The sequence below is a fragment of the Catenulispora subtropica genome (assembly GCF_039531675.1).
Taxonomy (GTDB): Bacteria; Actinomycetota; Actinomycetes; order Streptomycetales; family Catenulisporaceae; genus Catenulispora; species Catenulispora subtropica.
On record NZ_BAAAQM010000044.1, the window covers coordinates 34,830 to 49,610 of the forward strand.

Annotated in this window: 11 protein-coding genes and 1 pseudogene; 2 read left to right on the top strand and 10 right to left on the bottom strand. The window is 70.4% G+C overall.

Annotated features, from left to right (window positions below; genetic code table 11):
- Positions 1–41: 41 nt before the first annotated feature.
- Positions 42–1,217 carry a TetR/AcrR family transcriptional regulator gene (locus ABD466_RS30975; protein ID WP_344660749.1) on the bottom strand — a complete coding sequence of 392 codons (1,176 nt, stop codon included), beginning with the start codon at positions 1,215–1,217 and terminating at the stop codon, positions 42–44.
- A gap of 14 nt (positions 1,218–1,231) precedes the next feature.
- Positions 1,232–2,332, bottom strand: a complete 1,101-nt coding sequence (locus ABD466_RS30980) for a porin PorA family protein (protein ID WP_344660750.1) — start codon at positions 2,330–2,332, stop codon at positions 1,232–1,234.
- Positions 2,333–2,494: 162 nt separating this feature from the next.
- Here ABD466_RS30980 and ABD466_RS30985 point away from each other — a divergent pair, with 162 nt between their 5' ends.
- A complete protein-coding gene (locus ABD466_RS30985) occupies positions 2,495–3,007 on the top strand; it encodes a class I SAM-dependent methyltransferase (protein ID WP_344660751.1) in 513 nt (170 codons plus the stop codon).
- A gap of 31 nt (positions 3,008–3,038) precedes the next feature.
- On the opposite strand, the gene ABD466_RS44525 is transcribed toward ABD466_RS30985, so the two are convergent.
- From ABD466_RS44525 to ABD466_RS31020, 8 genes and pseudogenes are all read right to left on the bottom strand, one after another.
- The gene (locus tag ABD466_RS44525) at positions 3,039–3,587 is read right to left on the bottom strand and encodes a TOBE domain-containing protein (protein WP_425558798.1); all 549 of its coding nucleotides are present in this window, start codon (positions 3,585–3,587) and stop codon (positions 3,039–3,041) included.
- Between the two features lie 36 nt (positions 3,588–3,623).
- Positions 3,624–4,046: pseudogene (locus tag ABD466_RS44530) on the bottom strand (ABC transporter ATP-binding protein); the annotation flags it as partial.
- Between the two features lie 56 nt (positions 4,047–4,102).
- Positions 4,103–5,023 carry an ABC transporter permease gene (locus ABD466_RS30995; protein WP_344660753.1) on the bottom strand — a complete coding sequence of 307 codons (921 nt, stop codon included), beginning with the start codon at positions 5,021–5,023 and terminating at the stop codon, positions 4,103–4,105.
- Between the two features lie 9 nt (positions 5,024–5,032).
- Complete coding sequence (gene modA, locus ABD466_RS31000) at positions 5,033–5,869, bottom strand: molybdate ABC transporter substrate-binding protein (RefSeq protein ID WP_344660754.1); 837 nt, start codon at positions 5,867–5,869, stop codon at positions 5,033–5,035.
- Positions 5,870–5,883: 14 nt separating this feature from the next.
- Positions 5,884–6,306, bottom strand: coding sequence for a TOBE domain-containing protein (locus ABD466_RS31005; protein ID WP_344660755.1), 423 nt, complete (start codon positions 6,304–6,306; stop codon positions 5,884–5,886).
- Between the two features lie 184 nt (positions 6,307–6,490).
- Complete coding sequence (locus ABD466_RS31010; protein WP_344660756.1) at positions 6,491–8,500, bottom strand: pentapeptide repeat-containing protein; 2,010 nt, start codon at positions 8,498–8,500, stop codon at positions 6,491–6,493.
- A complete protein-coding gene (locus ABD466_RS31015; protein WP_344660757.1) occupies positions 8,497–12,252 on the bottom strand; it encodes an NHL repeat-containing protein in 3,756 nt (1,251 codons plus the stop codon). Before ABD466_RS31015 ends, ABD466_RS31010 begins: the two co-directional genes overlap by 4 nt.
- 287 nt (positions 12,253–12,539) lie before the next feature.
- Positions 12,540–13,130: a CGNR zinc finger domain-containing protein gene (locus ABD466_RS31020; RefSeq protein WP_344660758.1), complete on the bottom strand. Its 591-nt coding sequence runs from the start codon at positions 13,128–13,130 to the stop codon at positions 12,540–12,542.
- A gap of 106 nt (positions 13,131–13,236) precedes the next feature.
- On the opposite strand from ABD466_RS31020, the gene ABD466_RS31025 reads away from it, so the two are divergent.
- Entirely contained in the window at positions 13,237–14,517 is a 1,281-nt protein-coding gene (locus ABD466_RS31025) for an MFS transporter (protein WP_344660788.1), read from the top strand.
- Positions 14,518–14,781: the final 264 nt, after the last annotated feature.

Below are 14,781 nucleotides of genomic sequence, written 5' to 3' on the forward strand. Positions count from 1 at the left end.
GGGTGGCCGCGGTCGGGAGCAGCGCGATGTGCCGTGGTCGATCACGATCGCGGCGTCAGGACGGCGAGCATGAGAGCCGTCAGCTTCGGCACCGTCTCGGGCTGCCGGGCCAGGCGGCGGCTGCGGACCGAGTCGTTGACGACCGCGAACGCCGCCTGGACCCGGATCCCGGCTTCCGCCTCGCCGCGACCGGGCAGCGCGGCCCCGACCAGAACCGTCCACCGCTGGACATAGGCGGCGACCAGCCGCCGGATCTCGACGCGGTCCCGGCGCGGCAGATTGTGCACCTCGGCATGGAAGGCCAAGACGAGGCTGCGCTCGGCGACGACGGTCTCCACATAAGAACGGGCCCGCATCGCGAGCTGGTCGTCGGCCGAACCGGGCCCCGCAGGGGCGTCGAGGGCGGCTTGCAGGCGATCCCTGAGGCGCCGGACCACGGCCCGCAGGAGGTCGGTCTTGCCCGCGAAGTGCTTGTAGACGCTGGGCCCTGCGATTCCCGCGGCGGCCCCGACGTCCTCCATGGTCACCCGGTGATAGCCGGACTGCTGGAAAAGGCGGACGGCATGGGCCACCAGCTCTTCGCGCCGGGTGGCGGGAGGCGGGGTCGCTGAAGGCTCAGTCGGTGGCGACCCGCCGGGCTCGGGCAGCTGCGCCCGCAAGACGTCCGCGGCGACAGCCGCCAGGAGATCTTCCAGGGCCCGCCGGCCAAGGCGGACCCGGTGATCGGAGATGCTGCCCAGCACGCTCAGCGCGGCCCCCACGACCAACCGCGCCTCGGCCGCGCCGAGCTCGGGCCGCACACGGCGCAACTCGCCGATCGTCGCGACCAGCCCGGCGCTCATCCGCCTCGTCAGCTCCACGGCGTCCGCCGCCGCGAGATGCCGGAACTCCCGCCGCCACAGCACGCCGAACTCGGGGTTGCGGACGACGAAGGCGGCCATGGCGCGCACGACGGCGTCGAGGCGCTCACCGGCGGTGGCCGATTCCAGCCCCCCGAGCGCCACGGCGCCGATCGTGTCGATCTCGTCGAACCCGGCCCGCATCAGCTCGGCGAGGATCGCGTCCTTGCCCGCGAAGTGGCGGTAGATCGCCGGTCCGGACACCCCCGCCGCCGCGGCGATGTCCCGGACCGTCACATTGGGATAGCCGTCGCGGGCGAACAATCCGCCCGCGACCGTCGTCAGTTGCCGTCGCCGCGCGGCGCTGCGACTCGTCACCGCCGGCCGGTGCGCTAGTTCTCGGACTCGCCGGAGTCCGCGGCGGGCTCGGCCGTCTCCGCGCCGGCCGGTCCGGCCTCGATCGGCGCAGCCGCGACGACCGCCTTCGGCTTCCGCTTCAGGAACGCGATCACCAGCAGCACCACCCCGATCGCGACCAGCGCCACCGGCACGACCACCTTGATCACCAACAGCTGCGTCGAGGCGGTGTCCGCCTTGTCGACCAGATACTGCTGCGACTCCGGCGTGAGCGTCAGATCGGTGCTCAGCACCGGAATCAGCGGGATCGGCGGCTGGCCGGGCAGGGCCACGTTCAGGATCACCTTCTGCTGCAGGTGCTGCATGATCGGGAAGCCGACCTCCTTGTCCGCGGCGCCGTCGGCGGTGGTCACCGCCGTGTAGGACAACGGGATCTGGTCCGGAAGCGCGGCCAGCGCCTCCGGCGTCAGCAGCGCCTTCGTCTCCTTCGGCAGGATCGGGAGCGGCGAACTCGCCAGCGCCTGCGCCACGGTCTTGGGCAACGCCGTCGGCAGCGTCGCCAGCAGCGTCTTGTCCTTCACCGGGTTCGCCGCGGACTGGGAGTGGAAGCTGAGCGCGCCGCGGCCCTTGACCTCGGTGTCACCGGTGTAGGTGAAGTCTGACGAGGTCTGCGTCGTGGGGTCGTAGTACCTGTACGGGTGATGGGCGCTGGGCGACATCGGCCACCCGATCGGGATCCCGGAGGCCGGATCGGCGGTCTTGCCCGCGGGCGCCGGGCCGGCCTCGAGCGTCTTGCGGTCCAGCGCGTAGACGTGGTCGTCCGGCATCGGCGGCATGCCCGTGATCTTCAGAGTCTGGTCGTCACCGACGATCGCGGTGTTCCCGGACGTGGAGGTGACGTGGATGCGCCGGTCCAGCGCCAGCGGCACGCCGTTCTTGAGCGCCCCCAGCAGATCGCCCTTGGCCACCGCGGTCTGGTCGATCAGCGAAGCCGTCCCGGAGTAGTGCACGGTCAGGTCCGTGTTGGACGGCAGCTTGCTCACCATCGGCCCCGCCACCGGTTCGAAGACCGCGCCGAGCGCGACGACGACGATGCCGGAAACGCCGAGTACGACGGCGGAACGGCGGAACACCATGGGGACTCCTTGGGACGCTGGGAGGGGCTGGGAGCCGGGGTCGGGGCGCCGGACTGGCAGCGACCGTATCAGGGATGGTTAACGGTGCCTAGCCTGTCGACCAGTGCTGATACTAGGATCTTGGATGTCAAGCAGAGGGCGATGGAGGGGAGCCGGTCGACGATGCGACGGACCACCGACGGCAGTGCCGGGGACGCCGACTACGGGACCATCGGCCCGGGTTACAGCGGCTACCGCAGGCCGGAGCCGCGGATCGCGGCCCTGATCGAGGCGGCGCTCGCCGGCTCGCGGACGGTGCTCAACATCGGTGCCGGGGCGGGTTCGTACGAGTCGACACTGTTCGAGATGACCGCGGTCGAGCCGTCGGAGTCGATGCGGGCGCAGCGTCCCGCGCACCTGCCCGCGGCGGTCGACGCCGTCGCCGAGAATCTGCCGTTCCCGGACGGCGCCTTCGACGGGGCGATGACGACGTTCAGTGAGATGCTGCTCGATCCGGCGGCGCGGAAGGCATGTTCGGCGTGGAGCTTCGTGGATGCCGAGGTCTGCGAGGAGTACACCGGACACTTGCGGCGTGACCTGGAGTCCGGGGCGTGGGACGAGAAGCACGGGAGACTTCGTCAACAGCCTTATTTTCAGGGGTCGCTGGTGCTGGTTCGGGCGGTGCCCGGGGCATAGCGCGTCGCGTGTCGCGGCTCGCCCGCCTGTCTCACTCGGCGCTGTCGGGATACACCCGCGTCTCCGTCGCCTTCAACGCCGCCCACACCTGCGACCCGGGTTCCAGGCGGAGCGCCGCCGCCGCGGCCGGGGTGATGTCGGCGGTCGTGTCCAGCGGTCCGGACAGTTGGATCCGGAGATGGTCGCCATGGCGTTGCAGCCCGGCGACGGTCGCGGACCACACGTTGCGCGGGCTGCCGTCCGGACGCTCGGGGTGCAGGGCCAGCGCGGTCGGGGGGAACGCGACGAACGCGGGGCCTTCGCAGGGTTCGGAGGTGGTGAGGGTGAAACCGCCGGGCAGCGTGACGATGTCGCGGCGGGCCTGGCCGCGGAACAGGTTCAGGCCGACGAGGCGGGCGACGTAATCGGTGCGGGGGCGGGCCGTGATGGTGGCGGCGTCGCCTTCCTGGACCACGCGGCCCGCCTCCAGGATGACGAGGCGGTCGGCCAGGATCAAGGCGTCCAGCGGGTCGTGGGTGACGATCAGGGTCGCGCCGGGGTGGTCGGCGAGGTGGTGGTGCAGGTGCGCGCGGGTGTCCATGCGCGTGCCGGCGTCCAGCGCCGAGAGCGGCTCGTCCAGCAGGAGCAGGTCGGGGCCGACCGCCAGGGCCCGGGCGAGGGCGACGCGCTGGGCCTGGCCCCCGGACAGCTGCCGGGGCTTCGCGTGCGCGTGGTCGGCGAGGCCGACGCGAGCCAGCCAGTCGGCGGCGATGCTGCGGGAGTGGGAGCGCGAGGCGCCGTGGCAGCGCGGGCCGAAGGCGACGTTGTCGAGGGCTGACAGGTGGGGGAAGAGCAGGTAGTCCTGGAAGACGACACCGACGTCGCGCTGGTCGGCGGGGACGAACGTCCGCGTGGCGGCGTCGTCGAGGCGCTTGCCGCGCAGGGTCACGTGCCCGCCGGAGACGGGGAGGAGGCCGGCGAGGGCGCGGAGAGCCGTGCTCTTGCCGGCGCCGTTCGGGCCGAGGAGAGCCACGACTTCGCCGGGGGCGATGGTCAGGGAAGCGTCGAGGCGAAAGGTGTCGCGGTCGACGACGAGGTGGGCGTCCAGCATCGGTCTCATGGCGCGGCGATCCACCGGTCACGCAGGCAGGCGAGAATCGTGACGGACACCGCGAGCAGGATCAGGCTGAGCACGATCGCCGAGGGGAGGTCCTGCTCCAAGGCGAGGTAGACGGCCAGCGGCATGGTCTGCGTACGGCCGGGGAAGTTGCCGGCGAACGTGATGGTCGCACCGAACTCGCCGAGCGCTCGGGCCCAGCAGAGCACCGCACCGGCCACCACTCCAGGCGCGATCAGCGGGAGGGTCACGCGGCGGAACACGGTCCAGCGGCCGGCGCCGAGGGTGGCCGCCGCTTCTTCGTAGCGGACGTCCGCACCGCGCAGTGCGCCTTCGACGGCGATCACCAGGAACGGCATGGCGACGAAGGCTTCGGCGACGACCACTCCGGCGGTCGTGAAGGGCAGCGTGATGCCGAATGCCGACTCGAGCCAGGGACCGAGGAGCCCGCGTCGGCCGAAGGCCAGCAACAACGCCACCCCGCCGACCACCGGCGGCAGCACCAGCGGCACCGTCACCACGGCTCTGACGAGGGCACGGCCGGGGAACTCGACGCGCGCGAGCAGCCAGGCGAGCGGCACACCGAAGAGCACACAGAGCGCGGTCGCGACAGTGGCGGAGAAGAGGGAGAGCTTCAGCGCGTCCAGGATGCCCGGTGCCCCGAGGCGGGAGAACAGGGTGGACCAGGGTGTGCGGGCCAGCAGCCCGGCCAGCGGCAGGACGAGGAAGGCCAGGCCGGCCGCGGCCGGAAGCAGGAGGCCGAGCGGGACGCCGGCGCCGACTCGGGTGCGGGACCGTGTCCGGGCTCGGGCCCGGGCTCCGGTTCCGGCTCCGCCTCGGATCCGCCCCCGCGATCGCCGCGACGGCCGGAGGGGCTCAGGGCCTCCGGCCGTCGCGGGTTCCGGTGCAGACCCGGTCATGGCGCGTCGCTACGGCTTCTGGAAGCCCGCCGCGGTCAGCACCGACATCTCCGGGGCGGACTGGACGAACGCCACGAAGGCTTGGGCGGCGGCGAGGTTGGACGAGTGGGCGAGCGCGGCGATCGGGTAGTCGTTGACGGCCTGCGCGGACTCGGGGAACTCCACGCCCTCGGCCTTGTCCGCGACCGACAGCGCGTCGGTGCGGTAGACCAGCGCGGCGTCGGCCTCACCGAGGGTGAGCTTGGCCAGCGTCGACTTCACGTCGGCCTCCAGACTGACCGGGGTCAGCTTCACGTTCGCGGCGGTGAGCGCCTTGTTCGCCGCCGCGCCGCACGGCACCTGCGCGGCGCACTCGACGACCTTCACCCCGGGCTTAGTCAGGTCGGCCAAGGAGGCGATGTGCTTCGGGTTGCCCTTGGGCACCGCGATGACCAGCTGGTTGCGGACGAAGGTGGCGGCGGTGCCGGAGACGTCCCCGGCGTCGGAGACCTGCTTCATGTTGGCCGGGGCGGCCGAGGCGAAGACGTCGGCGGGGGCACCCTGGATGATCTGCTGCGCCAGGGTGGAGCTGGCGCCGAAGCTGAAAGTCACCTTGACACCGGGGTTGGCGGCCTCGAAGTCCTTGCCGATCCGGGTGAACGTCCCGGTCAGCGAGGCCGCGGCGAGGACGGTGAGTCTGCCGGTGAGCTTGCCGGTTTCACCGGTGGCCGAGGTGGCCGCGCCACCGGCGGTCGAGGACCCCGTCGAACCGCCCGCCGTCGTCGGCGACGCGGAAGGCTTCGAGCTGTCGCTGCCGCAAGCGGCGCCACCGAGCAGGACGGCCGCAGCCGTCACAGCGGCTGCCATAGTCCGGTTCCGCACTACAAACCCCTCCCCTTGCCGCCGCCCGACGGCGACGAACGCTCGACGACGACCGTCGTCGACTTGATCACCGCGACCGCCGTCGACCCGACCTCCAGACCCAGCTCCTCGACCGCCTCCCGGCTCATCAGCGACACGATCCGGAACGGCCCGGCCTGGATGTCCACCTGCGCCATCACCGTGTCCTTGACGATGGCGGTGACGATCCCCCGCAGCCGGTTCCGCGCCGAGGACAGCTCCGAGCGCTCCTCCGGTCCCTCTCCGAGCGAACGCGCGAAGGCGGCGAGCTCGGCGCCGGCGATGACCCGGTGGCCGGCGTCGTCACGCTCGGCACTCAGCTTGCCCGCGTCCGCCCAGCGGCGGACGGTGTCCACGCTGACGCCGAGGAGCTCGGCGGCCTCGCCGATGCGGTAGACGGTCACGGGGCTCAGCGTAGCGCGCAAATGCGAGGGGACATGAGCCGGAAACCTTGCAGATCAATAACGAAGCGCCGAAATCAGGCCGCAAGCGCTTCAGCGCACCTGAAGGTCGAGCCGGCCTGGATCACCGAGCGCATGGCGGCGGCCACGAGCATCGCTCGCGGCCGCCGCCCTCGTCGCGGTATCGCTACTGCTTCACAGGCCACTTCCTCGGGGCCTGATCAGAATGCAGTGCGGCCCCGGAGCACGGGCCGAGGCTGCCCGCCGGGCAGGTCGTCGAGCTGTTCGTCGCGGTCTCGATCCCGATCGTGCCCTGGGAGTACTCGATCGGGACGGTCTCGCCCTTGCCCTCGTCGGGCCACGAAGTCGGGATGGTCACCATGATCACGCCGGGGTTCTCGTCCACGGCCGCGGCGGACAGGTCCGCGCCGTAGAGCTGCGCGTCGGTGAAGTTCGCGCCCTGGAGGCAAGCCTTGTTCATGTGCACCGACTCGCCGTTCGGCGACGTGATCAGCTTGGTGCCCGTGAAGTCGGCGTTGACCAGGCAGGCGTAATCGAAGTTCACGCCCTCGCACTGGTTGTCGGCGACGCTGCGGAAGGCCGCTCCCTCCAGATACGCACCGGAGAAGTCGGTGTCCTGCACGATCGCCTTGGACAGGCTGGCGCTCTGCCCGTACAGATACACTCCGCTGAGAGACGTGCCTGTGAGATTGGCGCCGCTCAGGTTCACGTCCTCCATCTGCGAGCCGGTCAGGACGGCCGCCCGGTCGCTCGCGTCGTACTTCTGGAGCTGGGCGCCGTCCATCTTCGCCAGCTTGAAGTTGCAGTAGGACAGCGTGGCGCCGCAGAGGTTGGTGTCGGACAGGATCGCGTCGGCGAGGTTGTGTGAGGAGAGCTCCCAGCCCTGCATCAGCGAGGACTGGGCGTTCAGCCCGGTCAGATCCTTGGGACGGTTCAGGATCTTCGCCTCGATGAGGTTCATGAACGACCAGTTCAACCCGAGGGTCGAGTAGTCGACGACGGCCTGGCTGAGGTTCGTGAGGTGGTTCGCGTCGTCGGACCACGTCGGCGGGGACGAGAAGGTCGCGGGCCGCAGGTCGCAGCCGTGGAAGTTCGTCCCCTTCAGGATCGCGCCGGTGAAGTCCACATCCTTCAGGTCCATCCCCGAGAGGTCGGAGTCCAGTAGCTCGCAGGAGAAGCGGGCGCCGTGGATGGTCTTGGACACGGTGAAGTCGACGGCGGACAGGTCGGCCTTCTTGTCGGCACTGTCGGAGAACGTGGTCTGGGACAGGTTCGTCCCGTTGAAGTGCACGCCGGGCAGCGTGGCGCCGCTGAAGACCATCCCGGTCAGGTCGAGGTTCTCGAAGTGCGCGTTGGTGAGGTCGGTGTCGGTGAAGACCGTCCCGTGCAAGGACTTGACGCCCCGGAAGTCGGCGCCGGACAGGTTGCTGCCGGTGAAGTCGATCCCGCTCAGGTCGACACCGGTGAAGACGGCGCCGGCCAGAGTCATACCGGTCAGGTTGGCGCCCGCGACAGTGTGGACGTTGCGGAAGTCGGCCGTCGAAAGGTCGCTGCCCCGGAAATCCGCCTTCGACAGATCCGCTCCGGGGAACTTCGCCCCGACCATCGAGATACCGGTGTAGTCCTCGCCGGAGATGTCCACCCACGAGTAGTCAGCGCCCTGAGGCACGACGTTGTTCAGCCAGGTCCGGGCGTGGCTCGCCGACGGCACGTCGACCCGCGCCGAGTAGACGTAGCTCGTCGGCGGCTGGTTCGCCGTCGTCCAGCCCCAGTACTGGCCGCCGGAGGTGTACGCCCACAAGCCGAACAGGCCGTTCTTCGGGCCTTCGGCCGCGGCGAAGTCGGTCGTCTTCTCGCCGTAGTCGTCCTTGAAGAGGAACTTCACCGCCTTCTGCTGTGCGGTCGGCGAGGTGTTGCCCACACCATTCGCCTTGTAGGCGTTCCCGCTGTACGGCACCGGCGACAGGTAGCAGTCCGCCAGTCCGGACGGCTGCGTCGGTTCGGCGGTGTCGCTTTGGAGCGCGCAGTAGACGTATTCGAACCCGTTGTAGGTCCCGCCCACGCGATACAGCAGCAGCGCGGTGCCGGAGCCGAGGGTTCCGTCGATCCGCAGGACGTAGTCGTGGACGTCGTCTCGCACCCTCCACTTGCCGCGGAAGGGAGTGGCGGCGCTCATCGCTCGGCCTCGTGGTGGTGGCGCGAGTGGTGGCTGCCCTCGACGGCGCTCGGCGGCGGACCCGCGGGCGCCGGCGGCAGCCACTTGCTGACCGAGGGCTGCACCCGGTAGTCGGCGTCCACGATCGTCTCGTAATTCAGGGTGTAGAGACTGCGCAGCAGATCCACGGTGAACCGCGCGGCGGTCACGTTCTGCGTGGAGACCAGCAGGGTCCCATCCGGGTTGAACAGGTCGACCCAGTACTGCTTCGGACTGCTGCCGTCGCCGGTGTAGGAGAGGACGTAGATGAAGCCCTTGGACTCGACGGCCAGGTCCTGCAGTGTCGTGGAAGGTCGGCTGACCAGCGCCATCGTGGGGATGGTCTCGGTGCTGTCCGGGTCGTCGGGATCGTAGTCCGGGTTCTTGAAGTAGTTGACGGGGTTGCCGAAGGTGTCGAACGCCTGCACCCGCTGGTTCCCGGCCTCCAGGACCAGCACGCGGCCGTCCAAGGCCGTGCAGATCGCCACCGGCTCATAGACCAGGCCGTCGCGGTCGCCCTGGCCGGCGGCCTGAGTGGCCATCGGGGCGGTGTCGTCGGTCACCGGCTGGTCGAGCACATTCAGGATGAAGATCTTGTGGGTCGCGTTGTTGACGCCGACCATGAAGCCCTGCGGGTGCAGCATGCAGCGGTCCATCGGCAGCGGGAAGCGGCCGTAGCTCTGGTTGTTCCCGACGTCGAATTCCGGAGCGCTGGCGTGGGTGAGCGCGAGCCTGCGCAGGTGCAGGCCGCCGCCGGGGTTGGTGTCGGGGTCGAAGGTGCCGCGGGTCGGGTCCAGGAAGAAGTTCGGGCCGGTGCCGTCGTCGGCGCTGGCCAGGTCGTAGTCGATCAGCGGCTGGCCGGTGAAGCCGACCTTCGGGTAGGACAGGCCCTGCGACGGGTGCTGCATGACCGACAGGTTCTGCAGAGTCCACATCGCATAGTTCTGCGGAGGCTGGTCCGGGGTGTCGGGCGGCAGGTTCAGCCCGGTGGCCTGCCAGCAGTAGCCGATCATCTCCGGCGACTGCGCGACCGTGATCCCGGCCAGGTACTGCACCACCATGCCCTTCGAGGAGTACGGCGGCGGAGTGGTGAGCGTCGCCGTCGGCGGCTTGCCGGGCATGGCCTGCCACCCGAGCTGGTTGGAGCCATCGGTCAGCAGGACGATCTTCTCGTCGTGCGCGTACACGCTGGTGGCGCCGAGCGGGACCTCGTTGGTCTGCACGTACACGTCGAACGCCAGCCGCCCGGAGTCGACGACGGTGTCGACCCAGTCGCTGTTGCCCTGCCCGGACTGCCAGTTGTCGTCGGAGTAGAAGGCGACGACCACCTTGATGTCGCCGCCGGAGGGGATCGCCGGGAACGTGACGGTGATCGGGTCGCTGAGGGTCTGCGGCGGCAGGTAGTCGGTGACGACGGCGGCCGTGGCCCCGGTGTCGTAGGTGACCGTGACCGTGTAGTGGTCGTGATACTCCGGGAAGATGTTGACGCTCGGGTCCGGCTTCAACGTCACGTCCAGCTCGACCGAGCGCGACAAGTCGGTTTCGTAGCAGAACGGCGACTGCAGCACCTCGACCGTGGTCTGCGCCAGCTGCGCGGCGGTCACCGCGGCGTTGAGCACGTCCAGGGCGGTGTCGATGAACGGGATCGCCTGCTCGATCTCGGCCTCCGCGACCTGCTTGTAGACCCACTTGCCGAGCGAGGTCGCCGGGTCCAGGAACATCGGGCCGAACTTCTCGGCCAGACCCGAGGCCGCGGCGCCGGGGTCCTGCGCGGTGGCGATGTAGGCCGCGGTCGGGCCGGCCACCAGGAAGGACCCGGCCGCGCAGGTCGCGAGCAGCACGTCGGTGTCGGCCATGATGGACTTCACGGTGTTCGAGTTCATGACCGCGGCCGTGGCCCACATCAGGAACACCGGCAGCGCCAGCTCGGCCATACACGTCATCGTCAGGCCGATCGGCGCGACCGCCGCGTTGTAGGCGCCGGTGCCGAGCCCGCCCCACAGGAAGCGCACCGTGGCGACCTCGTCCCACACCGGGACCGAGATCCGGACCGGCTTGTCGGGGATCGGGACGCCGAACACCGTGGCCACCGGCTGCACCAGCTTGACGAACTTGGTCTGCGGGTCCGGCTCGAAGGCGCCGCGCAGGAACTCGGGGATCTGGTCGACCCAGTCGTCCGGCGGGTCGAGCACGCCGCCGTCGTCGCCGATGTACTGCACGCAGGCGGACAGATGCCGCAGCCAGTTGTTGGTGCACTCGATGGACAGCGTCCCGTAGCCGGTCGCGTCGGACATCTGCAGCGGCGCGGTGCCCGGCGTCTTGCCGCCGTTCGGGTCCGGGTACTGGAACCCGGCGGCGATCGGGCCCGCCTCGCCGTCGAGGGCGACGCTGATGTCGTAGCTCAGGCCGCTGACACCCGTGTTCAGCGAGCACGACGCGGCCGCCACGGCCGGCGTGACGATGCCCGGCGCGGTCGGCGCGAAGGTCACCGAATACAGCGCCTGACAGGTGTCGGGGTCGGTGCCGTTCGGGACCAGGACGCCGGTGAGGAACCCGTTCGGGTACTTCTGGGAGCTGATCACGATCGACAGCTGGCCCTGCGCGATCCGGTCCGGCAGGTCACCGGGATCGGTGCCGGTGCCGGCGTAGGGCAGCGGGATCGCGTCGTTGATCGACCACAGGCCGGTGCCGGTCCACGTGGTGGTGGCCGGCGGGGCCGTGTACCGGATGCTGGAGCTGTCGATGCTCAGACCGTTGGACGGCGTCAGGTTCTTCGCCGACCAGTTCCCGGCGGCGGCGCCGGCGCCCAGTTCGAAGGATCCGCGCGGGATGTGCTCGCCGCTGTCCGGCTGCTGCGCGTTCGGCGGCGGGCCGTCGTCGGTGGCGTTGTAGGTCGAGGACGTGAAGCCGTAGCGCGGCCGCCAGACCACGTTCTCCAGCTCGGTGTCGTTCTGGGTGTCGGCGAGCACCTGCTGCAACGGGCCGGTGGTCAGCGCCTGGACGGTGGCCGAGGGCACGGTGCTGTCGGCGCCGGGCGAACCCGCGATCGGCGTGGTGACCAGCCAGTCGTCGCCCTCGCTCTGGATCTCCAGCACCAAGTCATCGGTGGCCAGGCAGGCGGTGGTGATGCAGTCGACGAGGTACTGCGGCGTGCTGCCGCCGTCGGTGGTGTCGAGGTTGATCAGGTTCTGGTGGTGGTAGAGCAGGGTCACCGCGGCGTCGAGCGCTGTGTAGAAGTTGTCGACGTGCTTGGGGAAGGTGGGGATGCCGTCCCCGCCGTCGGCACTGCCGAGCACCTCCTCGCACTGCTCCCAGGTCACGCCGTGCCGGGCGAGCTTGGGGTGCACGGTGCGCGGCAGCTCGACCCCGCGCTTGCGGGCCACCTCGACGCGGTGCCGCCAGTAGCGTGCGCTCCCGCGGCGCCGGCCCTCGGCCGGGATGTGCACCGCCATGTGCACGACGCGGTCGACGAGCTCGCCGCCGACGCGCTTCTTGACGCTGACCGCGTTGATCCCGATCGCGTCGGTGTAGAGGTCGGCGGCGACGAAGTGCGTCAGATGCCGGTCCGGGATCAGCCGCAGCACCGGGTCCGCGGCCCGGGCCTCGGCCCGGGTGTGGGCGGTGTGCCGCTTGAGCGGCAGCCGGTGGGCACCGTGCCGGAACGTGTACTCCCGCTCCGGGTGACCCAGGTGGGACAGGTCGTAGTGCAGGACTCTGTGCTCCGTGGGACGCATGTGCGAACCCTCACTTTCCGTTGACCGCGCTGAGAGGACGGGTGTCGGAAAGGACCGCATCCGGAAATACGCACGCCGGAGAACCGAGCGGCCTGGGTGTCGGCCGGCTCGGGTGGCGTGAACGAACGGATCCCCCGCCGCCCGGTCTACCAGCCGTGCCAGAGGGCTGCAATGCTCGTGGTTTGACGGTTCCGCCACCTAGGTGACAGCTTTTCGTATTCGCCGCGAGGAAGCCGAACAGCCAGGTCAGCGCCGGTCGACGCCGGCCTGGACCAGCCAGGCGGCGGTCAGGCTCCGGCGCTCCGCGCCTTCTGGCGGGCGTAGTAGGCCCGGGCCCGATTGCGGTCGCCGCAATCCTTGGTGTCGCACCAGCGACGGTTCCGGCGCGGTGACGTGTCGAGGTAGACCCAGCCGCACTTTGCGTCTTCGCACTGGTGGAGACGGTCCAGGTCTTCGCGCCGGGTCAAGTCGACGAGCCCTCGGACGATCCGGTGGCGGAGCAGGCCGAGGCCCGCCTCCCGGTCGCGCCACTGCCACCCGTGGTCCGCGCGGACCAGATCGGCCGCGGCGATGGCCGTTCGGTACATTCCCGCAAGATCCGCCGCGGCCGCGTGATCGTCCTCGAAGAGAGCGGCGTAGACCCGCTCGCGCGCGGTGACGACCTGCTGCCGCTCGCGCTCGGCCCGCGCCCCGTCGCGCTCGGCGAGATCGCGCACCGTCGCAGCCTCGTCCTCGGTGATCAGACCGGACTCGAGGCACCAGTCGACGACGTCGGCATAACTCTTCAGCCGCTCATTACGGTCGGGACCCCCGAGGCGCCAGTCGACGGTGTTGACCAGGTCGAGCATGCCGTCGCCGGCGATGTGGCCGAACTTCACGCCCAGCTCCTCTCATGACTGAAACCAGTATTGCATGTGAGAAGATCGCCCTGGCATGCTCATTCCCAACAAGCCGATCACCCATGAGAAAACCGCCAGGAGGCCGATCGTGCCCGCCACCCCCCGCGGAGCGTTCACGGCGCTGTGGGCGTCCCAAGCGTCCTCGAACCTCGCCGACGGGCTGCTGCAGGCCGCGGCACCACTGCTCGTCGCCACCCTGACCCGCGATCCGCTCGTGGTGGCGGGCATGACGGTGGTGCAGTTCCTGCCCTGGCTGGTCGCGACCCTGCCCGCCGGCGCGATCGCCGACCGGGTGGACCGCCGCCGGGTCCTGACCGCCGGCAACTGGCTGCGGGCAGCCGGATTCGCCCTGCTCGCCGCATCCCTGACGAACGGCTGGCGCCACGTCGGACTCCTCTACGCCGCCGTGTTCCTGGCCGGCTGCGCCGAGACCCTGGTCGACAACGCCGCCCTGACCATCCCGCCCCGCCTGCTCCCCCGCGAGCAGCTCGAACGCGCCAACGGCCGCTTGTTCGCGACGCAGTCCGTCATCCACACGTTCATCGGCCCACCGGCCGGCGCCGCGCTGTTCGCGTTCGCGGCGTCAGCAGCCTTCTACACCGGGGCCGCCGGCTTCGCCCTGGCCGGCCTGACAGCGATGCTGCTGCCCGCCCTGCACCCCACCGGCGCGGACCAGCCGCGCCACCACGCGACACCGACCACGATCACCCAGGACATCCGCGCCGGATGGACCCGCTTCTGGCATCACGACCTGCTGCGCCGCGTGGCGTTCATCTCGGCGGCGATCAACTTCTTCAGCTCGGCGACCGGCGGACTGCTCGTCCTGCTGATCACCGGCCCCTATGGGATACCCATGTCGCGGTACGGACTGTTCATCGGCGTCCCCGCCGCCGGCGCGATCGCCGGTTCGCTGCTCGCCGAACACGTCGTGCCACGCATCGGCGGCGGCCCCACCACCTGGCTCGCCGCGCTCGCACCGGCCGGCGGCTACGCCGTCCTCGCATGGGGGCACAGCGCGGCACTCGCCCTGGCGGCGATGTTCTGCGCCGCGGTCGCCGCCTCGCTGAACCAGATCGTCGTCAGCACCCTGCGTCAGGCGGTGGTACCCGACGAGCTCCTGGGGCGTGTCACGGCCGCTTATCGGCTGGTGGTACTGGGTGTCGTGCCGTTCGGAGCCCTCACCGGGGGACTGCTCGGACGCGGGTTCGGGGTGCGGGCCACGTTCGGCGTGGCCGCGGTCGGGCTGGCGCTCGCCGCCGTTCCGCTCGCTTCCCGGGTCAGCACGCAGGCCCTGCGGGATGCCGAGATGGAGCGCGCGGACTCTTCTTGGGGGAGCCAGACGGTCACAGCCCCTCGGAGCGCATGACTCGGGATTCGGACCGAGGGGCGCACGACCACCGGCCGCTCCGGCCTTTCACCTCCGTGGGCGTCACCGCGCACGCGAAGGCTGGTGGTCCGCCTCCCGCACCTGAGCGCCGAAGACTCACTCAACGCCCTCCCAGGCCCCACTAGCCCCTCCGTGCGACCCGAACCCCACTCAACCTGCGCCATCGTCCTTCCCGTGACAGACTTTGAGCAGTCGGTTAAACCGCTCGCTCAAGAACCGGGCGGCCGGCCACCGGGACGCTCC

Excerpts from the sequence above, each read along its gene's own strand:
- ABD466_RS31010 (WP_344660756.1), bottom strand. The coding sequence starts at position 8,500 with ATGAGCGCCGCCACTCCCTTCCGCGGCAAGTGGAGGGTGCGAGACGAC.
- ABD466_RS30980 (WP_344660750.1), bottom strand. The coding sequence starts at position 2,332 with ATGGTGTTCCGCCGTTCCGCCGTCGTACTCGGCGTTTCCGGCATCGTC.
- ABD466_RS31015 (WP_344660757.1), bottom strand. The coding sequence starts at position 12,252 with ATGCGTCCCACGGAGCACAGAGTCCTGCACTACGACCTGTCCCACCTG.
- ABD466_RS44525 (WP_425558798.1), bottom strand. The coding sequence starts at position 3,587 with ATGGACACCCGCGCGCACCTGCACCACCACCTCGCCGACCACCCCGGC.
- ABD466_RS30985 (WP_344660751.1), top strand. The coding sequence starts at position 2,495 with ATGCGACGGACCACCGACGGCAGTGCCGGGGACGCCGACTACGGGACC.
- modA (WP_344660754.1), bottom strand. The coding sequence starts at position 5,869 with ATGGCAGCCGCTGTGACGGCTGCGGCCGTCCTGCTCGGTGGCGCCGCT.
- ABD466_RS30995 (WP_344660753.1), bottom strand. The coding sequence starts at position 5,023 with ATGACCGGGTCTGCACCGGAACCCGCGACGGCCGGAGGCCCTGAGCCC.